Source organism: Enterococcus sp. DIV0170, assembly GCF_051710765.1.
Lineage (GTDB): Bacteria > Bacillota > Bacilli > Lactobacillales > Enterococcaceae > Enterococcus_A > Enterococcus_A raffinosus.
In genome coordinates this window covers 1029228-1051873 of sequence record NZ_JBIOLG010000001.1, presented here as the reverse complement: position 1 = coordinate 1051873, position 22646 = coordinate 1029228, and the positions used below count along the sequence as shown (strand labels likewise).

Sequence of the window (22646 nt, the reverse complement as noted above, 5' to 3'; positions counted from 1 at the left end):
CAGTTTATCGAATATTACAAAATACTAACATTTTCATGGAAATGGTTCTAATTGTTTGACTATTCAGGTTATTCTATGTGAGGATGTCTTATATTAGGAATTTTCTAGGATCAGGAGTAGAATAAGTGTGAGTAAAGAAATTGAAATCGAATTCAAGAGTATGTTAACACCAGACGAATACATTGAATTGTTACGTTACTATAATGTTACAGACGAACAATTTGTAATGCAGACGAATCTTTACTTCGATACAGCGGATTTTCAACTAAAGCATCTGGGAATGGGGTTACGGATTCGCCGCTTCACCAGCAAAGCAGAAGCGACTTTGAAGATTCCTCAAGAAGTCGGTCTACTTGAGGTAACTGACTCCCTCACAGTGGATGCCGCAGCACAGGCAATCGAAAATAGGGCCTTCGCTTCAGAAGCGAAAGAAGTTTTGACACAATTAAACCAGTTAGCGATCGCTCGGTCTGACTTGCAATTAATTGGGAAATTAATCACAAAACGAGCGGAATTCGACATTCCAGAAGGAAAGCTGGCATTAGACGAAAGTTGGTATGGCGATCAGCATGATTTTGAGCTAGAGCTCGAAGTCCCTGATTCAACCTATAATGAAGGTGATTTTAATCAATTATTAAGCAGATTTCATATCCCTTATCGCAAAACACAAAACAAAGTCGCACGAGCTGTTACTGAACAGCAAAGGCGAGAAAAAGAAATGGAGGGGCTCCAGTGATCGAAATTTATTTGTTTGTAAATCCAATTGGAAAAAAATGTTTATCGATCGAGCAACGGATCATTGATTTGATTAACAAGTATGACATGAAGATTCAGCTACGCCTGATTCCTATTATGAACTTAAAAACCGTTTCTGAGTTTATGCAGCGAATTGGCGCCTCCGAAAAAGACATTGAGCTGCGAACCGAGCTTTCACAAGAAATTCATTCTGCCGCTCTAGATGTCAAAGCCGCACACCTGCAAGGTAAAAAGCGTGGGCGTGATTTTTTGGTCGAGCTGCAAAAAACGGTTGGTGTGGAAAAGCAGCCCTATTCAAAAAAGCTGGCTATTCAATTATTCACCAAAATTGGTGGAGACATCGAAATGTTCTTAGAAGACCGTCACTCAGCATTTGTTCATGAGGCCTTTCTTACGGACCAACAGATCGCTCACGAGATGGAGATCACCTCGCATCCATCAGCAGTCATTTATAATTACGCGGATGATTGTGACGCGGGAATTCGCATCGAGGGGTGCGACACGATCCATCATATCCTAGATACATATAACACGAAGGAATCATTAATCGCGTTTTTAGAATCACAAAGTAAAAATACCGCTAGACAGTCCACGGATGACAATCACTTATCACTAATCTAAAAAATAAGCATCGCGCCTCATAAGGCAGCGATGCTTATTTTTTTATTTGTACCGCATTATTCTTCGTAAAGATATAGTTTTTCTGTTGCTTCGTTAAATAGAGATTGATTTTATTTTGCCGCAGTTTCTTTATCCCAACCTTAAAACCAACCTCTTTATTGTCCTTAATACAATACACGCCGCCTGGGATATTCTCAAAGCGAGCACGCCCTTCATCATCGGTTATTATCATCAGCGGAATCCCATTTCGTTGGACAGGGCGCTTGCCGTTTTTCGTGTACATGGCCAATTCGATTCCTGACAAGGCATTTCCCGTTGGGTCAGTTCGCAAGATGTTGAGATTGAATCGTCGTTTTCTTAGCAGATAGATATGAATCGCGCGATAAATTCCAAAAAGCAGAACCAAAATCGCGACACCCACCCCAATCAACGTCAGTAATTCTTTGAGTTTTCTAGTATCATCAGCCTTCTTGATCGCCTGTGCCATTTCCTCAGTATAAGGGATTCGATGCCCCGTCACCAATAATCGATGACTATTAATCATATAAGGCGTACAGGTCAAAAGTGTCACAATGTCTCGCCCCGGTTCAATATCTATGACGGATGTATCTCTCGGTTCCACCACATCTATCTTGTCTACCTCATAGGCAAGCTTTTCTTCAAACAGGGTGATGACAAAAATCTCACCTATTTTCACATCTTCCAAATCGGTAAACAGCTTCTTTTCTGGCAAGCCGCTGTGGGCAGAAATGACAGAGTGGGTATCGACTCCACCTGTCGGAAAGGACGTTCCTTGTAATACCGTTGCCCCTTCCTGCAGCAGCTTTTCATTGGTCGTATCAAACAATGGCAGCGTCACCTCAATCGAGGGAACACTAATGGCACCGATCAAATGCTTGCGGATGTATTCATCACTCACAATCTTCCGCTCATTATCGTTCGTAAACTTTGGCGCCTTTGGAACAAGCCCATTCTTTTTTAACTCTTCGTTACGCTTTTTCATCCGCTCTTTGGCTTTACGAACCTGTTCCTTGTTTTGCTTGATATTTTGTTCCTGAACTTCCTCCATCCTCTTTTGATCAATAAAATCATTCACTGCATTGATATAAAAAGGATACATCATGACCAGCACGCCTACTAGAAAGACTAGGATCATAAAGATTTTGCTGAGCATTTGCCGTCTATCGCTTCTAGGCTTCGGTGATTTTTTCATGCTAGCTCACCTTGCTTTCAATAATAAAATGCTTGATCTTCTGCTTGATGTTCTTGTAACTGCGATGGCTTAATATCTTGAATTTCTTATCCTTCAATCGCCAAACTTTCCCTTTTACACTCAAGCCATTTTCAGTCTCAACTCGATAGACGCCGCCAGGGATTTGCTTGAACTCAATTTTTCCATAGGCATCACTAACAGTGTGAACAAGTTTTCCATCAATTCGAACCACATCTCGCTTCTGCGTAAGCAATGCACGGACACCAGGTAACGGCTCGCCATTCTCGTATAGATAGAAAACGAAATTGTAATTGCGTTTTTTGGATTGATAAAGGATGATTTTCCGCCAAACAAAGTAGCCGAAGATCAGAGCAAATAAGAGACACCCTGCAATAAGGTAATACACACGGCTACGATGATACTTTTCTGTCTCTTCGATTTTTTTCGCAGCAGCAACTGGGTAGCTGATTCGATGACCGGTAACCAATAACCGATGGCTGTTTACTCCATAGGGTGTACAGGTCAACAGAGTGACCAAATCACGATCCAATTCAATTTTAAGCGCGTCAAACTTATCAGGTTTCACAATTTTTATGTGATCAACCTGATAAGCTAGTTTTTTCCCTTCTATATGTAAGTAAAACTTATCCTTCTTTTTAAGCAGCTCTAAATCTGTAAACAGCTTTTTTTCTGGTAGCCCGGTATGACCAGTAATGACTGAATGCGTGCCCTTTCCTCCTACCGGAAAAGAGGTCCCCTGCAAAACTGTCGCTCCCTTATCCAATAAAAAGTCATTGGTCTCATCGTAAACCGGCAGGCTGACTTTTATTTTGGGAATAAAGACAGCGCCGATCATATGCTTTTCATAATATTCCTTTTTAGGACTCTTGGTTCCCTGAAGGGAGGATTCAAAGGGATCATCAAAACTTCCAGCCCCAGGAATGATCGTTTTTAATTTTTTATTTTCTTTTTCAAGCTTGTCTAATCTTTTCTTCTTTTCAGCTTCTGATCGAGCCTCCATCTTGTCTTGAACCTCTTCCAGACGCTGCTGATCAATGTAATTATTGATCGAATCGACGACAAATGGATACATAAATATTAGAAAACCAGTGATAAACATGACAGCGATTGATAATTTTAAAAATAAGTCAATCTTGTCTCTTTTGTTTGGTTTTGCCATTATGATCCACCCCCCTCTACTTATGCTAATTCTCGCATAATAAAACTCAAAAGAGAAATTCCAATTGTAAAATTTCTTTCAAATATTTGAATAATTTTCCTTTGAAAGCCATCTCATTTCCTATGATTTAGGGGTTTTGTTTCATGTGTATATTCCTATTTTTTAAGTTATTTTTTTCAATTCCAAAAGTTAAAAAGCGCCAATCTTAACTAAAAATAAATATTTTTCAGTTTAATAATAAGATTCTCTCTTTCCCTAGCTCTTAGTAGATGGAGTCCACAAAAAAACAGGAGCCGAAGCCCCTGTTCCTCTCATTTATGCTTTTAATTCTTGGACAAGTTGTTCCAGCTCATCTAAGCGCAAGGCGAAAATTTCCATCGCATCTTCGATATAGGTTGGCTGAGTCATATCGACCCCTGCCTTCTTCATGACCTCGATTGGGTAGTCACTGCTGCCGGATTTTAAGTAAGCCAAATATTTTTCCAATGCATCTGGTTCGCCTTCCACGATTCGTTTCGCTAAGGCACTAGCCGCAGAAAAACCAGTCGCATATTGGTAAACATAGTAATTATAGTAGAAATGCGGAATTCTTGACCATTCATCCTTGATTTCTTCGTCATTCACTACGATTGGTCCATAATACTTCGCGTTTAGTTCCCCGTAAAACTTGCTTAGGTGTTCGCTAGTTAATGGATTTCCTGCGGCATCTTCTGTATGAATAAAGTGCTCAAACTCCGCAAATTGCGTCTGACGGAAAATCGTTCCCTTAAAGCCATCTAAGAAATGATTAATGATATAAGCCCGAACCTTTGGATCTTTTTCTGTTTCCAATAGATAGCTGGTCAAAAGATTCTCATTGGTTGTTGAAGCAATTTCTGCTAAGAAGATGGAGTAATCACCGTAAACATAGGGTTGTGTGTGTCGTGTGAAATAGCTATGAACACTATGACCCATCTCATGTACCAATGTATACAATTCATCCAGACGATCATGCCAGTTTAATAAAATATATGGCTGTGTGTCATAGGCACCAGAAGAGTAGGCCCCGCTGCGCTTCCCTTGATTTTCCACAACATCGATCCAACGTTCATCGAAGGCTTTTTTAACGACTTCTAAGTATTCCTCACCTAGCGGTTTCAATGCTTCTAACGCTTTGGCCTGCGCTTCTTCGTAAGTGAACTTCACTGGCGCTTCTGCTAAAAGCGGTGTGTACAAATCATACATGTGCAGTTCATCTAAACCGAGCAGCTCTTTCCGTAATTCCACATAACGATGCAATAGAGGTAAATATTGGTTGACTACTAGCGTCAATGTTTCATACACATCTTCCGGGATATGATTTCCGCTAAGTGCTGCCGCCCGCGCAGAGGCATATCCGCGAATCTTCGCCTTGTAATTATGCCCTTTAATGTGCGTGCTTAAGGTTGAAGCAAAGGTATTACGGAATTGATGGTACACCGAGTACAATGCCTTGAAGGCTTGTTCTCTCACCTTTCGATCCGTGCTTTCCAATAACTGACCATACACCCCGTGTGTTAATTGAACGTCTTCGCCTGCTTCATTTTGTACCACCGGAAATTTAAGATCGGCGTTGTTCATGACAGAAAAAGTATCTGCTGAGCTGCTGAAAATTTCACTGGCTCCTGCTAATAAGGCTTCCTGTTCAGCCGGCAAGACATGCGCTCGCTCTGAAATGATCTGCTCAACAAAATGACGATATAATTCTAATTTGGGCTCTGCTTCAAAAAATGACCAAATTTCTTGATCAGAAAGCTCCAGCATTTCTGGCTCAAACCAGCTAACCGCTTCACTCACTTGTGCAATTAAGCTAGAAGCGCGCGCATACAATGCTTGGTTCGTTGTATTGGCGGTATCTTCATCATTTTTTAAATGGGCATATACGTAAATGACTTCCGCCTTGCGATAAATATCTAGGACATATTCGATCGCCGCTAAAAATTCGGCCGCACCTTTTCCTAAACTCCCTTTGATCTTATCCACTTCAGTCAGTTCATCAGATAAGGCCTGGAATTTTGTTTCAAAGGCGGCGTCATCTGTAAAAATTTTAGTTAAGTCCCAAGTCAGTTCAGTGGGTACTTCCTGCCGTTTTGGCAATTGTTTTGCTTCACTCATAAAAAACACTCCTAACTTGTTTTGAGATTTTCTTCTCTTTTATAATGGTAAATCCATAAAGAGTAGACAACCCTCATCTATTTAATCACCCTCAATCTTACCACAATTTTGAAAAAAGTATTTTTAAAAGCTGTCAGGCAGATGAAACTTTAGCCTTTCTTTGACAAAAAAGAGCCTCTAAATATAGGCGTTCCAATATTTCTCGCTGTTCAATACGATGAAAAAGCCATTCCCTTTGGTTTTCTTCACGATAGGCTAAAAACTGGTCAAAAATCCTTGAAGCATGCTTCCCTTCCTTTTGAAACAAGTAACGAAACACCAACAAATCATCCTGATAAAAAAAGGAATACCGACTAGGGAAGTACATCCAATCCGGCAAATACAATACGTGTCGCCGCTCTTGATAAAAATAATGCTGCAAGCCTCGAATTTTCGGATTGCTTTGAACCAGCTTAAGACTTAGCGCCTGCTTTCGTTTTCTAATACTTTCTATCGTAGGAAAAAGCTGTATTGGGCGTTTAGTTACAGGGGCTTTGATTATTTCACTCAAGGGCTGCGAATAGCTTGGCCAACTCTCTTCGCAATAAATCAATTGCTCCATCTCATGAATATGATAAAGGAGACGGATCTGCTCTTTTTCTACTAGCCAAAGATGCAAGCCTCGCTCCTTATCAAAGGAGCAAAATTGTTTTTGCAAGGCTGAAAACTTGTCCGTAGGCCATAATTTCTTTCCCAGCAGCCACCAATCTTCATACCCCTGCTGCCGATATCCCGCCATTCGTTCCGCCAAACGCGCCCCCTTGATTGACGAACATTGAATCTCCACTGCCAATTTGTTCTGCAATAAATCGGGACGCTGCGGCAAATCGGACAATGGTGACTCCAGCTTCCAATCGTCTTCAAATTGATTTCCCCATGAAAAAAATAATTGCTTTAACTCTAGATGTTCAGGCGTTTCCCCTTCACTCAACCCATGACAATCTCCACTACACCGATGAGCGAAATGAGGAATCTTCACTTTTCCCACTTTTCGAATCAATCGTTCTCCACAATCTGGACAGTAAAAGGAAGTATCCTCGTGACTTTCTGACGCTGGGATCATTTCTTTTTCTTTTGTATACGCAAACAACATTCTTCTCACCTCATGAAAAGATACGCAGTTTTTCGCAAACTTTTGTCGAACCGCTCTTTTTTTGCAGAATCCCCGTTTCTTTTTGCTGAACGAACGACAAAAAAACCACCGTTCAAACGAACGATGGCGGTGAACACTTTAATTGAAATGCGCACGCGTAATCTCGATTGCATCACGATGCATCAAAAGCTTTCCATATTCCTCCAGCATTTCTGTAGAAACGGCAGAATCTTGAGCATATTCTAAAATTTCAGCGATCACATCGGACAATCCGAATTCACCGAAAACTTCAGGGTCAAAATAGACTTGCAGATAGTATGTCCCATCTAGCAGGTATAAATCACACCAGGCCTCATCTAAAAAGTGATAGCTCGACAATTCAATCATGTCTTCAAAACTATTTAATTGAAAAACCCGTAATCGGCTTACTTTTCCGTCTTCTTCAAGACTCTCAGAGTTTGCTAAAATCTGCTGCCGAATCAATTGATCGAAATCACTTGTTTCGAACTCTGTTGAGTTGTTCATTTTATTGAGATCCTCAGGTGTCAGGTTTTTACTAATAAATAGCTCCAATCCGTCATTCTTCGGAAGTACTTGGAAAGTGACAGCCTCACTGCTCTTGAACTCATCCTCGATATCGACTTCCTCTAATATACTATAGAAGAAAGATTCGATTTCACGATGATTTCCTAGCAAATCTAAAAAAGTAATTCCTCGTTCAGCTAAATCTTCATTCTCGATAATGACGCGGATCGTATTCTCATTGATGTGTTCCATCTCCATCTTGGCACACCTCACTTTAAAGATAGATTATATGTTCATTGTAACTGATTCCGACTAAAAGTAAAGAAAGCCGACGAATTTTATTAAATTCCTATAAATAAACAAGGCTCGCTACTTCAAACACAACCTCAAAGTCTTTTTCAATTCAAGTTTTCGTTAATAAATAGGAATCGTTCTTGTATGCTCGTCTAACTGACGTATACTTTGGTAAAGGAGGTCTTTTAATGATCAAGAGTATTGTGTTTGATTTAGGAAACGTTTTAATCGATTTTGACCCTATGCGCTTTGTCCGTGAAAAAACGACGGATCCTCAACAGCAAAAAATGCTAGTGTCAGAAATCTTCGGTTCAGTGGATTGGCTGCGTTACGACAAAGGGACTATGACAAAAGATGAACTCTCTTTATCAGTCAAAACTCGCTTGCCTCGCGAACTGCACCCTCTTGCAGAAGAGCTTTTAGCATCCTGGTATAACGGTCTAACTCCCCTGCCTCATATGGAAGAATTACCGCGACGTTTGAAGGACAAGGGCTTAAATGTCTACATTCTGTCGAATGCGCCACAAGATTATTATCTTTACGAGGAGAAAGTCCCCAATCATGACGTTTTTGATGGGATCTTCATTTCTTCAGATTGGAGATTATCCAAACCCGAGCATGAGATCTTTCGAGCCTTTTATAGTCATTTCCGCTTAAATCCTGCCGAATGCTACTTTATTGACGACATGGCTGCCAATATTTTAGCCGCTGAAGAAACAGGTATGAGGGGCTTTCATTATAAAAAGAACTTTCCTCCATTAGAAAAAGAAATGACGCGACTTCAGCTATTATAAAAAAATACCCCGCAAACGCGGGGTATTTACTCTATAATCCAGCCATTAATTGGGCTTGACGTAATTCATATTGGCGAACGTCTCGTGGTAAGAAACGACGAATTTCATCTTCGTTAAATCCAACTTGCAGACGCTTCTCGTCTATCATGATCGGACGACGTAACAATCCAGGATTTTCTTTAACTAAGTCCAACAATTCTTTTAGGGACAATTCATCTAAATCCATGTTCAACTTTTGGAAAACTTTTGAACGGGTAGAAATGATCTCTTCAGTTCCGTCCTCAGTCATTTGTAAAATGGCCTTCAACTCATCAATGTTCAATGGCTCAGAAAAAATATTTCGTTCAACGTAAGGAATCTCATGTTCCTGTAGCCAAGCACGTGCTTTCCGACATGATGTACAACTAGGGGAAGTATATAGTGTTAACATGCATATCACTCCTTTTCTTGACTCTCAATTTTTGTAACAGGTGATACTAGCTTCCTGCTATCTGTTTCTATTATACAAAAAAAAGGTAACAAAAAAAAGAGGTGCTACGTATTTTCTTTACAAATATTAGCGTTATTTAATTTATCTTAAGGGGATCAAGGGTGTCACGACAGCACTGATTTGTCAAGATGAGAAAACAGTGGCGCGACTCTCATTTAGCGCAGTATTATAACAGGTATCGAATCTGTATTAACAAGTAGCGTTTTTTTATCAAATTATCAATTTTACATTCGAAATATAATTTTTTTATTCAATCGAAATTATTAAAATATATTTTTAAAAATAAAAAAAACGCGAAAAAAACTTTGTTTTACAAGGTCTTATTAGAATCATTTTAAAATAGCTTGCTCATTAAAAGACAACTGTTATTAATTTACAGTTATTTAATCGCGAACGGTAAACCCTTGATCTGTATTAAATTTTATCAATAAAATCAAGAGATAAAATAGATACAGCTTACAAAAAATCAAAAAAAATCAAAATTTTTATACGGTTTTCAAAAATTGGTGAACCTTAAAAATTCACGCATTTTTCTCTTTTCAATCATTATTTTTTTTTGTAAGAATATTTTTGATTGATTGCACGATATGTTTTTTTCCATTCGAACCAATCAGAATAACATAACACCATTCATCTAAACATGTTGTTTTTTTGTTTACTGACAATAAAAAAAAGTATTTTTTGGTATAATAAAGGCATTGATAATTTAGGAGTGGTCCGATGATTCAAGGAATTGTTTTTGATTTAGATGATACATTATATGAGCAACAAGCCCCGTTTGCTGAAGCAATCCATTCGCTTTTTCCCACATTTCCGACTGAGAAAATGAATGCATTGTTCATCCGCTTTCGCTATTATAGTGATTTCCATTACATGAAATCAATCACTGGGGAGTGGTCGTTGGAAAAAATGCGCTACGAACGTATTCGACTGGCCCTAGCTGATTTTGAATTCTCACCAAATGATTCAGATCTTGATGCCTTTCAAACAGCATATGATGAGGCCTTACAAACTATTTCACTCCCACCAGCGATCTGTACAATGCTAGATTTTTTAGTCGCCCAGAAAACACCACTGGGAATCATTACTAATGGACCTGTGAAGCGGCAAGAGGATAAGATTCATGCGCTACAACTAACACATTGGATTCCTTCAGAAAAGATCATAATCTCCGATGGCGTCCAAATTCAAAAGCCGGATCCAAGGATTTTTAAATTAATGGAAGAGAAACTTGATCTGACGCCCCACAAGCTGCTGTATATCGGAGACAGTTTTGATAATGATGTGGTTGGGGCCAAAGCCGCCGACTGGTCTGTTTGGTGGTTCAATCATCAGTTAAGAGCGATCCCCAAGGGCCAAACAGCGCTGTTTGAAAAGGAGATTACGTCTTTCAGCGAATTGAGTAACGCCATCACCCATAAAAAAAGTTTGCAACGCTGAGCGCTGCAAACTTTTCTACTTTTATTCTCCCAAACTCAAGATTAAGCGAATATCTTCTTCTGTAAGCTTGCTGGATTGTTCTTCATTGCCTTGGATCACTTTTTGGAATAGTTCACGTTTTTCCTGCTGCAGTTGATTCATTCGTTCCTCAATCGTACCTTCAGCAATCATTCGCCAAACTTCAACGACTTTCTTCTGACCGATTCGATGTGCGCGACCAGCGGCTTGCTCTTCCACCGCAGGGTTCCACCATAAATCATAAAGAATAACGGTGTCGGCCCCCGTCAGATTCAATCCTGTTCCCCCTGCTTTTAGTGAAATCAAGAAGACATCTTTTTCTCCTTCATTGAAGGCATCCACCATTTTCAGACGATCAGAAACTTTCGTACTACCTCTTAAATAGAAGCTGGAAATTCCTTCCTCCGCAAATTCCTTCTCAATGATGGAAAGCATGCTGGTAAATTGAGAGAACAGCAATACACGTCTGCCATTTTCTTTTGCAGCATGAATCAAGTCTTTGACCTGCTCTAATTTTCCTGAACCGCCCTCATACCCTTCCATAAAGAGGCGGGGATCATCACAAATTTGTCGCAAACGTGTCAGTCCTGCTAAAATACTTACCCGCTGCTTGCGGAAGGTCGCAGAATCCATTTGATCCACTTCTTGCCGCATTCGTTTCAGATAGGCCAAGTAGACGGTTTTCTGCTCTTCAGTCAGGCTGCTTAGAACGTTGGACTCGATTCGCTCTGGCAGCTCTTGCAAGACAGTATCCTTGTCTCGGCGTAATACAAATGGCTGGATCATCTTCGCGATCTCAGACACCGCCAATTGACGGAAACGTCCGATTGGCGGGAAGAATCCTGGCATCACCGTTTGGAATAGTGACCAAAGCTCTTCTAAATTATTCTCAATCGGTGTCCCACTCAACGCAAAGCGATGCGGGATCGATAGATTTCTTAGGGCACTGGAGGTTTTCGTCGCCGCATTTTTTACCATCTGTGCTTCATCAAGGATCATATATTGATAGCCCATCGCCTCATGCAAATCGATGTCTTGGCGCAGACTCGCATAAGAAGTGATGACCACTTCTTCCGCGTCCGCAAGTAATTGCTCACGCTCACTCCGGTTTCCTGAAACCACTACCGAATTCATACTTGGTGCGAATTTTTTGATCTCAGCCTGCCAGTTATAAACCAGACTTGCTGGCGTTACGATCAGTGCTTTGATCGGCTGCTGAGCTTTTTCAGCTAGTAGGAAGGTGATTACTTGAATCGTTTTCCCTAGTCCCATCTCATCTGCTAAAATTCCGCCAAAACCGTAATCACTAAGCATTTTCAGCCAGCGGAAACCAGCTTCCTGATAAGGCCGCAGTGTTGCGTGAAGTGTATCAGGCAGCACAGCTTGATATTCCTCAGGATGAGTCAGATCCTGTACCATCGTGGTAAAGCTCTCGCTAAACTGTGCCTGCGGGTTATCCTTCAATCGCTGCTCCAGCATAATTCCTTGGCTCTTCGGCAAGCGAATCAACCCATCTTTTGCACTGATGCGTTCCCGTAGCTGACCAATCATCTCACTCGTTTGCTGAAAGGCCTCTGAATCAAAGGACAAGACCTCTCCGTTTTCAAGCGTATAAAAACGATCCTTCCGCAAAAGGCTGTTCAGGACTTGATCAATCTCATTGTCTTTGATACCGGTGACATCAAACTTGATGTCCAGCCATGAGCCTTCTTGATTCACTTCTAAAGTCGGCTGAAATTCCTCTCCATCTAAGAAGAGTTGACGCAGCTTTTTCCCCATTCGTACTTCTGCATAGCGTCTGAATTCTTCTATTTCGACTTTGAAGAAATAGTACAGATTCTCTTTGACCGGCAGCTTCTTCTCAAAGCCAGTATCGATTTTTTGATATCGGTACGTATCAAAGAGGTCTAGAATTTGTTTCTCCTTCTTACTATCCCGCAAAATCTCAACATTATTAGGCAGTTTGGGCTGGTGGGCCTCATTGGTAGAAAAGTAGGCATTCCCGTAGTGGAATTCTGCCTCTGCCTTGACCATCCCTTTAATCTTTCGGAAGATTACCACTGCTCGCAGCGGCTCTTCCTTCATAATTTCCGCCACCTCATCAGCTACAATGACACGTCCGATTTTCCGTAAATAAGGAAAGACCTCTGTAAACAATTGTGAAAGCTGTCGTTGCTCATAGGCGATAACTGGTTCTTTCAAGCGCTTCATCAGCTGCTTCAATGTGATATACGTATCCTGCTGCTCATGGGTCATCAGGTAATAGGAATTCTCTACAAAGCCCATGAAATAATTGCTATAGTAGTTCGTAAAACCATCCTCGATTGTTAAGCCAAAATCGTTTTCTCCACGTTTTTCTAGCGTGAAGGTTAACGGCAATTCTTGTCCTTCGTGGACTTCTGAATAGACCTTATCGCCCAAATGAATACTCAAATTCCCCGTTTTCTCCATCGCTTCCAATAATTCCTGTATTCGGTGGACAGGTAATAGAAGGTAGCGCTTGTCTAATTTCCCCTTGACCTGCAGCCCAGCTTTGCCTAATAACTGATAAGTTTCACTGACACCTACTAAATCTTCGATCAAATCCCGACATTTGGGATCAAAGGCGCCGGCTTCAATCTGGAATTTGTATTGCTTATTGACGGTATAAGCCGAATCCGTTTGATAAGCATGCAAAAAGTCGTACAGATTTTTTACAATGTAGCTGCGTTTGCTTAGATTGCTGCCGATGCGCAGTGACACCGCCAATACATCCAATTCAGGATGATAAGGATTGGTGGGAATCGCTTCGACTACGAATTCAACAAACAAGGATTGCAACGGTTCTGCTTCTTTAGCCAAACGAGAAAAGCCTTGATTCAACAAATCCGCAAAGGACACACTGCTCTCCATTTTCTTAGGCAGCACTGTTTCAGGTTTGATCACACGAGACAGTCCTTTTTCCCGCAAATACAATTCCACTGCTACAGTGTGCTTGCAATAACCATGTTCCTCCCAATAAGGACACGCACAAATATCATTTTCTTTTCCACTGCCATCTAAATCAACCAGATAAAGTTCACTGCCTAATACTTCACCATGCCAAACACGCCGAGCAGGGTCTGCCTCAACGGATAAGACCCGCCCCTCTTTCAAGTACGTTCTGCCGCGTTCGATCACTTTTTCTGGAATACTCCATCTCATTTACGTTTCACTCCATCCTTCTAGCTGGTAACGAATACTGCTGCGTCCCGTTCCGCTAGTTTCCACAATAATTTGTTGTGGGATACGTTCCTTCAACTCTCTTACGTGACTGATGATACCAATCATCCGCCCCGCATTTTCAATGCCTTCTAAGGCCTCCATCGCCATTTCTAACGCTTCTTCATCTAAAGAGCCGAAGCCTTCATCAATAAATAGTGCTTCAATCGTCACGCCGCCAGCTTGGTTTTGTATCACTTCCGCCAGCCCTAATGCCAGAGAAAGTGCAGCAATAAAGCTTTCACCGCCTGACAGTGTATGGGAACTGCGGGTCGCACCGGCATTGTCATCATATACGTTGATCTCCAAGCCTGTATTGCCCTTCGAACGTCCGGTCTCCTGCTTTAATTCAAAGCGATATCGGCCTTTCGTGAGCTGATTCAGCTGCTGATTGGCACTTTGCAGCACCTCAGCTAGATACCATTGCAGCACATAACGCTCCAAACTGATTTTTTGTGGATTGTCCCCGTTCATCGTCTGATACAGCTGGATCATTTGGCTCAATTCATCCAACTGTCCCTTACTTTGCTGCTGGAGCGCTTCGATTGCTTCGACCAGCTCACGCTGCTGACGCAATTGATTTTCCTTTCCATAATGCTGCTGCTGGAATTGGGAGAGCTCTTCTTCTTTTTCCGCCAACTGCTGCTGTAGAGGCGCCAATCCGGGTTTTTCTCGCCCTTTGATGACTGCTTTTAAACGCTCCTGTCGATCTCTTAAAACCAATAACTCTTGATCGAAAGTCGCAATCTCTTTTTCCAATACTGAAAGATTAAGCGCTGGCGCTGTTAAATCGGTCATGTCTAAGCCTGCTTCAACGAATTGTTGCTGTAATTGTTCCTGATACTGCTGCAGACTCTCTGATGTTTCTAGCTGCTGCTTCGTCAACAGCTTTTGGTTCTCTTGCAATCGAATCCGCTGCTGCTCCGTTTCCTTCATCCGCTTTTCGTGTGCTAGAAGTTGTTCACGGTACTCTGACAGGCTTTCTGATAATTCCTTGATACGGAATTCAAGCTCTGCTAATTGCCAAGCAGCTGTCTGCTCTTCTAATCCAGCAAGTCTGCCTTGGAGCGTTTGCAGCTCACCATTGATTGTATGAAGACTTGCTTCAGCCTCCTGTTTTTTGGTTCGATCCTCAGTGAGTTCTGTTGTCATTTGTTGCAACGCGTGATCGGCTTCAGTGATCTCAAGCAAAGCCTGCGCTGTTTCAGCCTGTTGCTGTTTGAGAAACTCTTTAAGCTCCGCTATTTCAGCAGCTACCTCTAGCTGATAATACTCCTGGAAAGCCTTCTGGCAATCCTGAAGTTGCTGCTCCAGAGATTCCTGCGCGGCTAAGCGTTCATTTTGCAGGTGGTCAAATGCCTTCATCGCTACTTCATAACGAGCTTCCGCCTGCTCCTTTTGTAGTTCCAGCTGTTTGATACGAGCTTCTTGTGTTTCGAGTGCTACCTGCAATTGTCCCAGATTTTCCGTAGACATTTCTTCATGCTGTGCAGGATTAGGATGCTCCTTCGAGCCGCAAACCGGACAAGGCTCACCCGGTAGAAGATCCATACTCAAGCGAGCAATCTCCGCAGATGCCCATTGACTCTTTAATTTCTTATAGATTGCTGTTTCACTCGTTAATTGATTGCTAGTACGACTCGCTGTTTCAACTAATTGAGCAAGCTTGATCTGCTGATCTTCTTCCTCTTCCTGTTGATCAAAGATCTGCTTATCCAGCTCTTGCAATTGCAGAATTTTTTGCTGATATTGCAGTTCCTCATACCGTCGCTCCTGCCAAGTTTTTTCAGTCTGCCGCTTGGTTTCCAACGTTTTTTGCTTTTCTTCACAAGCCTTTATTTTCTCATTGATCAATGTCAGTTGGGTTTGCTGCTGGGTTTGTTGTTCAACGAACTCCGCTTTTTGCGTCGTTAGCTTCTCCCTTTGTTCAACTAAAGGCCGAAAAGATTCTAAGCTTTGCAGTTCTTTTTCTTTCGCTGCCCATTCAGACTTACTTTTTTCAAAATCAGCGGTAATTCTTTGGTATTCCGCATAGCGTGTCTCTAACGCCTCTGCTTGTTGTTGATTTTCATCAGCTTCTTGATTTTGCTTTTTTTGAAGAAGTTCCAACTCTTGGACCCGCTCATAGGTCGGTCGCAATTTTTCGATTTTTTGTGCCTGAACTAGTCGACTTTTTTTCTCCGCCTGTTCAGGAAGCTGTTCCTCTAATTCCAGTAGCTGCTGCTGGGTTTCCTCTGCTTGATTGAATTTCTCACAAAGCTCCTGCGCATGCTGGAATTTCTGCTGAAGCGCTTTTTGCTCCGCCTGTTTTTCCGCCAACTCCTTTTGGCTCTTTTGAAGCGCCTGTTCCTCCTCCAAAAGATAATCCTTCGCAAAAATCAGAGATTCTTCATAGGTGGCTCCTTTTTCACTGATAACCTGCTGAAACAGCTGATCAATGCGGGTCGTCAGCTCGCTGACTGATTTTTCCAATTCGCTCTTTTGCTGCTTCAGGCTATCGGTAAAATTACGATAAATATTCGTTCCGAATAAACTGCGTAACACCGTTTCTTTTTCTGTACTGTTGGCATTTAAGAAGGTTCGAAACTCTCCCTGCGGCAGCATCACGATCTGACGAAATTGATCCTTTTGTAAATGCAGAATCTGATAGATCACTTCATTCACCGCATCAACCTTTGTATAGGCCTCCGCTTCTTGACCTGCGTCGTTGTAAATACTCAGTTGAACTTTTTGATTCTTCGTTGTCTCGCCTTTACCGTTTTTCTTAGCCAATGTTTGTTTAGGCCAGCGCTCAATCGAATATTGCCGTCCTTGATGTTCAAATAGAAATTGAACACGGGTTTCTTCCGTGGGCTCAGCAAAGGACGATCGAATTTCATTTGATGAGCGGACCCCACCGGAAGCATCTCCGTATAGAGCAAAGGTGATGGCATCAAAAATCGTAGTCTTGCCCGCACCTGTCTTGCCACTGATCAAAAACAGCGGCGCATCAGACATTTCTTCAAAGTCCACTTCTTCATGAAGAAACGGACCGAAATTTTCCATGATTATTTTCTTCGGAAGCATTCGCTTGCGCCTCCTTCTTTAAGGATCGTATGTAAGCCCTCTTCGATCCATTGCTTTTGTAAGGTTGTTAATTCATTTTGCGAAACGTCCATAAAAAAATCTTCGGTTAAGGCAATAGGAGACTTTTCCTTGATATTTTCTGTTTTTAGTCGAGCTTCGACTGCTGTTTCAAAGCCATTGGCCCGTTCCACTTGAATAATCCGCGGATAAACCTGGCGCAACTGATTCATCAAATTGGGGATCACCGCTCGATCTTCTAAGAGGATCGAGAGATAATTTTTCCGATCAATAGCAGAATAAAACGTCGGATCTAATAAAGAAGCAAAGCTCGTCTGCAGCTCCTGAATCTCGTGCAGCGGTGTTACCTCCCGAAAAGAGAACTCTCCCGTTTCCGTCTCCACGATCCAAACCCCTTTTGTTTGATCCTTTTCTGATAGAGAATATTTTAATGGCGAGCCGCTATAGCGAGCATTCGCGAGCTTCAACGCATCCTTACCATGAAGGTGTCCCAGCGCCACATAGTCAAACGCCTCTAATAAAGTACCGTTGATCCCGTCAAGGCCACCAACCTCAATCTTCGTTTCAGAGTCTGTCTTGCTGCTCCCTGCAACGAAAAAATGACTCACCAATACATGACTTTTCGCTGGATCAAAAGATTCCTGGATTTTTTTTATTACTTTAGGCATTGCCTGCTGAATCGTTCGCAGCTCAGGGTCTTCGAAATAAATCCGTGCGTCAACGGGTTCAAAATAGGGCAAAAGATAAAATTGTGTATCCGCCATTTCGATCGGAGTGAAAGCTTCTGCCAAGCGAGTGTGAAGATGGAAATTCGCTTGATTGAACCAGGGCGCCCCCGTAGCTAAGCGGGTCGCACTATCATGATTGCCTGAAATCGCCAGCAAAGGAAACCCCTCATGCAAGTTCCAGTCTGCGATTGTTTGATTTAATAACCGGACACTCTCTTCAGACGGTACTGACCGATCATACAAATCTCCCGCGATCACGATGGCATCCACCGCTTCTTCTTTTGCGATTTTTTTGATTTGATCAAGAATGTATGCTTGATCTGGCAGTAAATCATACCCGTGAAGCTTTTTTCCGATATGCCAGTCAGCCGTATGTAAAACTTTCATTGATCCACCCTTTTCCTCATTTAGTCCTTCCCAAAAGTATAACACGATTCAGCATTTTTTTCTGCTAAGCAAGTGAGTATCGTTTCATAAAAAGCTTTCTCTTCAACGAATTTTGCGCTACGATAAATCAAGTGACAAAAAAAGGAGGAAATTTTGTGCCAATTGGTATTATTATTAATTCTTTATCCATCATTATCGGAGGGCTTTTGGGTGGCTTCTTAGGCCATCTACTCTCTGAAGATTTCAAAGTGCAAATCACCTTGATCTTCGGCGTTTGTTCTATGGCGATGGGGATTCCCAGCATTAGTCAAATGGCGAATATGCCCGCCGTGATCTTAGCCATCATTTTAGGTACGTCATTAGGACTGCTCTTAAATTTTAATCAAAAGATTAATGCGGCAGCAACCTTGATGCAAAAACCCATCGCGAAATTCCCACAGCAGGAGTTAAAGCTTTCATACGACGACTACATGAGTACACTCGTCACTATTGTCGTTCTTTTTTGCGCTAGCGGTACTGGAATATTCGGCAGCCTAACAGAAGGAATGACGGGAGATCATACGATCCTAATCGCAAAATCAATTCTCGATTTCTTTACCGCTGCGATTTTCGCCTGCAATATCGGTTATGTAGTCTCTGTCATCGCGATCCCGCAGTTCCTCATTTTTTTCAGTTTATTTTTAGTCGCGACAGTCGTTTTCCCTTTGACTACGCCAGCCATGATCCTGGATTTTAAAGCCTGCGGCGGTTTTTTAATGCTTGCCACCGGTTTTCGTATGATTAAGGTCAAGATGTTCCCGACCGCTGACATGATTCCGGCGATGCTCTTAGTGATGCCTATCAGTTGGATATGTACCACTTGGATTCTTCCCTTATTAGGATAAACAAAACAGGTATCCTCTCATTTTTGAGATGGATACCTGTTTTGTTTACCGTTTATGGCTGAACTACTCAGCGTCCTTTTCTTTAGCCACATATTTATAGTTTGGATTAATCTCATGATCCAGCTGATCGAACGCACCTTGAACTCTACGCTCTACTTCCGCCAAACCAGCCTTATCCATTTTCTTGATATCAGAAATATCGATCGGATCGCCATACCGAATAATCACGGGAGTCCGTTTGAACAGGTGTGAGAATTTAGTTGGTCCTTGATAAACGGATGGAACGATCGGTTTCTTCGATAGACGTGAAATCAAAGCCATTCCGCCTTTTAACTCAGAGGAATGGCGCGTACCGCTTGGAAACATGATCAAGCCTTTATCAGAATCCTTCAACATTTTTACTGGTCGTTTTACAACGCTGGGACCAGGCTTATCACGATCCACAGGAAAAGCATTCAAATGGACCAAGATAAAACGTAAAATCGGATTTTTGAAGAGCTCCGCTTTAGCCAAGAAGCTGAATTGCTTTGGTGATGCGCCGAGCGCCATATAAAACGGGTCCCACCACGTTCGGTGAGGAGCGACCAAAATATAATTTCCTTCTGGCAATTTCTCTTTATTTTGATAGTGCGCATTGCCATTGATGATGGCTAAGAGGACGCGAACGATGACACGAATAAATTTAAAAAACATTTTTTCTTCCTTTCAGTGTACTCACTAAACGTAGTATAATACAACGGTATGATTTTTTTAAGGGGGCAAAAGAAATTGTTAAGAAATGGTGAACGGATCGATCAACTTTACGCCGAGGATATCCAAATTATCCAAAGCTCAGAAGTCTTTTCTTTCTCGATCGATGCAGTCTTACTAGCAAATTTCGCTCGTGTACCAAAACGCGGCAAAATCATTGATCTTTGCGCCGGAAATGGGGCAATTGGGCTTTTTCTGAGTCGAAAAACAGCCGCAACCATTGATCAGATCGAACTCCAGCCTCGCCTCGCTGATATGGGACAGCGAAGTATCGCTTTGAACCATTTAGAAGAACAAATGACAATGCATGAACTGGATCTCAAAAAAACCTTTGATGTTTTCAGAGCGGACTCGACAGATTTAGTGGTCTGCAATCCGCCTTATTTTAAGGAGCTGCCTACTAGTCAAAAAAATCCGAATCCCCATTTAGCGATTGCTCGCCACGAGATTCACGCGACACTAGAAGATGTCGTCAGTGTCTCTGCAAAGCTGTTGAAAATGAATGGTCGTTTTGCGATGGTTCATCGTCCGGACCGCTTTTTGGAGATCGTCGATTGTCTGCGTGCCCATCGTCTCGCACCTAAACGGATCCAATTCGTTTATCCTAAACCAGGAAAAGAAGCCAACACCCTTTTGATCGAAGGCATCAAGGATGGCAAAAGCGAAGGGCTGCGTTTTCTTCCACCATTATATACGTATGACCAATCCGGCAGCTACTCAGCCGACTTACAGGAGATGCTTTATGGCAACTGATCAATTCTTTTATGTACTTCTTTGCAGGGATCACAGCTTTTACGGTGGATATACGACGGATCTGACACGACGTTTAGCGGAACACAACGCTGGAACAGGAGCGAAATATACGCATCCCAAAAGCCGCCGACCTGTGCAAATGATCCATGCCGAGCGCTTTGAAACACGCAGCGAAGCAACAAAAGCCGAAGCTGCCTTTAAAAAACTCCCTCGTAAACAAAAGGAAAAATATATACAAGACAACCAAAAAAAGAACGTTTTGTGATTCCTCACAAAACGTTCTTTTGATTATACCCCTTTTAAAATTTCTTTTGCGATCAGGTGGCAATAATGAACTGAGCCAACATCGTTTGGATGGACTTGATCATCATAGAACCAGTCTGGATGACCGTTACTGAAATCATACCAGTTAATCAAATGAACATTTTTATATTCCTTTGATGCAGCCTGTAAATTCGCGTTCACATCATTCTGCCAACGTCGGGTTGGGACATGGGTATTGATAATGAAGACCTCACGCTTATCTCCCAAGACATTCATGATCTGAGCAAAATCGTCTTTGCTGAAGGCACCATTTGTTCCTAAACTCAATAGGACAGTATCGTTCAATTCACCCTTGTCCTTCAACGCTTGCAAGAGTGGCGGACTGTCTTTCAATTGTCGTCCGACTTCCCCATCTACCACCATCTTAGGGAAAATTTCCGTTAATCCTTTTGAACCTGCTAGTAACACAGAATCACCGAATGCTGTCACCTTTAGATTTTTTGCTTTAGTGATTTCACGATTGCTAAGATTGTACTTATCTCCTAGACTTTTTGGTGCTTCCGAACTGCTGGTGGTCTCCTCTGTTGGCGCACTTCCAGCAGTGGAATCACTTGCCGAAGGTTGTACTTCTGTTTTATTTGCAGCCTTCTTATTTTGTTCAATCTGCTTTTGCAGTGCCTGTTGATTCGCATCTACTTTATTTGTCGGCGCAATAATCACTCCGACAACGGCAATTATAGTAAGCACGCTCGAAAAGATAAAACCGATTTTTCTGCGGCTTTTTATTGGCGCCCAAAATGATTGCTTCAATGAGACGAAGGTTCGACGGTAATTGAAGCGACGCAGCGGTGTCTCCACATATCGGTAGGAAAGCTCTGTCACGAAAAGAATCAGAATCACTTCCATGATCGTATGAAGAAAGGTATGGTTTGCAACATTGACCTTTGCTTCATAGAAGATCATTACTGGAAACTGATACAAATAAATCCCGTAACTGCGTTTTCCGATCCATGAAAAGACTGGATTCGTCAACCAACGATTCCAGCTTGCTCCCGGATGTGCCGTAATAGCCACGAGTAAAACACTTAATAAGCTCACTAAGAACATCCCGCCGTAATAAACGAAGGACCAATCATCTCGCATAAAGAGAAAGGCAAGAACTAATAATAGCAGTGAGCCTAATCCAATGCCGTTTAGTATCCGTTTCGCCTGCCGTGGGATCTTGGCCTTCAGTCGAGTACTTGGCCAAATAAAGGCCAATGCCCCACCTAATAGAATCGAGAATAAACGAGTATCTGTGCCGTAGTAGATACGCGTTGGGTCTTGACCCGGAACGAACCAAACCGCCATTAAAATAGCAGATAGAAAAGCTGCTGCGATAATCCCCAGAAAGACTTTCCCCTTATTTTTCACCAGCTTCATCAGTAAAACAAACACGATCGGCCACAAAATGTAGTTCTGTGTTTCCACGGCCAATGACCAAATATGGGTAAAGGGAGATTCGCCAGAAAAGCGGTCAAAGTAAGACATCCCATGATTGATCTGCCACCAGTTGTTTACATAGAACAAACTACTTATGACGTTGCCTCTTAAATTGTTTAAAAGGTTTCGCTGAAACAATGTTATGTACGCCGAAGCTCCAATCAGCATTGTAACCAACGCAGGATACAAACGCTTCATCCGTCGATAATAGAATTGCTTGATATCAATTCGGCCGGTCTGCTTCCATTCCTGCAATAATAAATCTGTGATCAAGTAGCCAGAGACCACAAAAAATACAGGAACCCCTAAATATCCGCCCCGCATTTGCGCAGGCATCAAATGATATAAAATTACGCCGATTACCGCTAGGGAACGAATCCCATCAAACCCAGTAATATAGCGACTATGCTTTAGTCTTTTTCCCATAAGTTTACTTTCCAACTTTACTATAGAATATCAAATTAACTATACGTATTAT

The 22646-nt window shown here is 42.0% G+C and carries 18 protein-coding genes; 7 read left to right on the top strand and 11 right to left on the bottom strand.

Annotated features, from left to right (window positions below; translation table 11 throughout):
* Positions 1-127: 127 nt before the first annotated feature.
* Together IGI50_RS05015 and IGI50_RS05010 are read left to right on the top strand one after the other, a co-directional pair.
* On the top strand, positions 128-736 hold the full coding sequence (locus IGI50_RS05015; RefSeq protein ID WP_438776352.1) for a CYTH domain-containing protein: 609 nt from the start codon (positions 128-130) through the stop codon (positions 734-736).
* Entirely contained in the window at positions 733-1377 is a 645-nt protein-coding gene (locus tag IGI50_RS05010; protein ID WP_010746496.1) for a DsbA family protein, read from the top strand. The genes IGI50_RS05015 and IGI50_RS05010 overlap by 4 nt, the downstream gene beginning before the upstream one ends.
* A 34-nt stretch (positions 1378-1411) precedes the next feature.
* Here the strand turns inward: IGI50_RS05010 and IGI50_RS05005 are convergent, their stop codons facing one another.
* From IGI50_RS05005 to IGI50_RS04985, 5 genes are all read right to left on the bottom strand, one after another.
* Positions 1412-2590 (bottom strand): class C sortase, encoded by a 1179-nt coding sequence (locus IGI50_RS05005; protein WP_438776351.1) that lies wholly within the window; start codon positions 2588-2590, stop codon positions 1412-1414.
* Between the two features lies 1 nt (position 2591).
* The gene (locus IGI50_RS05000; RefSeq protein ID WP_438776350.1) at positions 2592-3770 is read right to left on the bottom strand and encodes a class C sortase; all 1179 of its coding nucleotides are present in this window, start codon (positions 3768-3770) and stop codon (positions 2592-2594) included.
* Positions 3771-4085: 315 nt separating this feature from the next.
* Positions 4086-5903 carry an oligoendopeptidase F gene (gene pepF, locus IGI50_RS04995; protein WP_438776349.1) on the bottom strand — a complete coding sequence of 606 codons (1818 nt, stop codon included), beginning with the start codon at positions 5901-5903 and terminating at the stop codon, positions 4086-4088.
* Positions 5904-6036: 133 nt separating this feature from the next.
* Positions 6037-7035, bottom strand: coding sequence for a competence protein CoiA (locus tag IGI50_RS04990; RefSeq protein ID WP_438776348.1), 999 nt, complete (start codon positions 7033-7035; stop codon positions 6037-6039).
* Positions 7036-7173: 138 nt separating this feature from the next.
* A complete protein-coding gene (locus tag IGI50_RS04985) occupies positions 7174-7818 on the bottom strand; it encodes an adaptor protein MecA (RefSeq protein WP_010746501.1) in 645 nt (214 codons plus the stop codon).
* 224 nt (positions 7819-8042) lie between these two features.
* Here IGI50_RS04985 and IGI50_RS04980 point away from each other — a divergent pair, with 224 nt between their 5' ends.
* On the top strand, positions 8043-8648 hold the full coding sequence (locus tag IGI50_RS04980; protein WP_438776347.1) for an HAD family hydrolase: 606 nt from the start codon (positions 8043-8045) through the stop codon (positions 8646-8648).
* 31 nt (positions 8649-8679) lie between these two features.
* Here the strand turns inward: IGI50_RS04980 and spxA are convergent, their stop codons facing one another.
* A complete protein-coding gene (gene spxA / locus IGI50_RS04975) occupies positions 8680-9078 on the bottom strand; it encodes a transcriptional regulator SpxA (protein WP_010739854.1) in 399 nt (132 codons plus the stop codon).
* A 780-nt stretch (positions 9079-9858) separates the two neighbouring features.
* Between spxA and IGI50_RS04970 the strand changes: the two genes are divergently transcribed.
* On the top strand, positions 9859-10578 hold the full coding sequence (locus tag IGI50_RS04970) for an HAD family hydrolase (RefSeq protein ID WP_438776346.1): 720 nt from the start codon (positions 9859-9861) through the stop codon (positions 10576-10578).
* A gap of 21 nt (positions 10579-10599) precedes the next feature.
* Here the strand turns inward: IGI50_RS04970 and IGI50_RS04965 are convergent, their stop codons facing one another.
* Genes IGI50_RS04965 through IGI50_RS04955 form a run of 3 tightly spaced genes read right to left on the bottom strand, consistent with a single transcriptional unit; the run spans position 10600 to position 18035 of the window.
* Positions 10600-13779 (bottom strand): DEAD/DEAH box helicase, encoded by a 3180-nt coding sequence (locus IGI50_RS04965; protein WP_438776345.1) that lies wholly within the window; start codon positions 13777-13779, stop codon positions 10600-10602.
* Entirely contained in the window at positions 13780-16902 is a 3123-nt protein-coding gene (locus tag IGI50_RS04960) for an AAA family ATPase (protein WP_438776344.1), read from the bottom strand.
* Positions 16884-18035 (bottom strand): exonuclease SbcCD subunit D, encoded by a 1152-nt coding sequence (locus IGI50_RS04955; RefSeq protein ID WP_218256953.1) that lies wholly within the window; start codon positions 18033-18035, stop codon positions 16884-16886. The genes IGI50_RS04960 and IGI50_RS04955 overlap by 19 nt, the downstream gene beginning before the upstream one ends.
* A gap of 155 nt (positions 18036-18190) precedes the next feature.
* On the opposite strand from IGI50_RS04955, the gene IGI50_RS04950 reads away from it, so the two are divergent.
* On the top strand, positions 18191-18919 hold the full coding sequence (locus IGI50_RS04950; RefSeq protein WP_438776343.1) for a DUF554 domain-containing protein: 729 nt from the start codon (positions 18191-18193) through the stop codon (positions 18917-18919).
* Between the two features lie 63 nt (positions 18920-18982).
* Here the strand turns inward: IGI50_RS04950 and IGI50_RS04945 are convergent, their stop codons facing one another.
* On the bottom strand, positions 18983-19612 hold the full coding sequence (locus IGI50_RS04945; protein ID WP_010746509.1) for a lysophospholipid acyltransferase family protein: 630 nt from the start codon (positions 19610-19612) through the stop codon (positions 18983-18985).
* A 75-nt stretch (positions 19613-19687) separates the two neighbouring features.
* Between IGI50_RS04945 and IGI50_RS04940 the strand changes: the two genes are divergently transcribed.
* The gene (locus IGI50_RS04940) at positions 19688-20422 is read left to right on the top strand and encodes a tRNA1(Val) (adenine(37)-N6)-methyltransferase (protein WP_010746510.1); all 735 of its coding nucleotides are present in this window, start codon (positions 19688-19690) and stop codon (positions 20420-20422) included.
* A complete protein-coding gene (locus IGI50_RS04935; protein ID WP_438776342.1) occupies positions 20412-20687 on the top strand; it encodes a GIY-YIG nuclease family protein in 276 nt (91 codons plus the stop codon). The genes IGI50_RS04940 and IGI50_RS04935 overlap by 11 nt, the downstream gene beginning before the upstream one ends.
* Positions 20688-20710: 23 nt before the next feature.
* Here IGI50_RS04935 and IGI50_RS04930 read toward each other — a convergent pair whose 3' ends face one another.
* The gene (locus tag IGI50_RS04930) at positions 20711-22594 is read right to left on the bottom strand and encodes an acyltransferase family protein (RefSeq protein WP_438776341.1); all 1884 of its coding nucleotides are present in this window, start codon (positions 22592-22594) and stop codon (positions 20711-20713) included.
* Positions 22595-22646 lie beyond the last annotated feature (52 nt).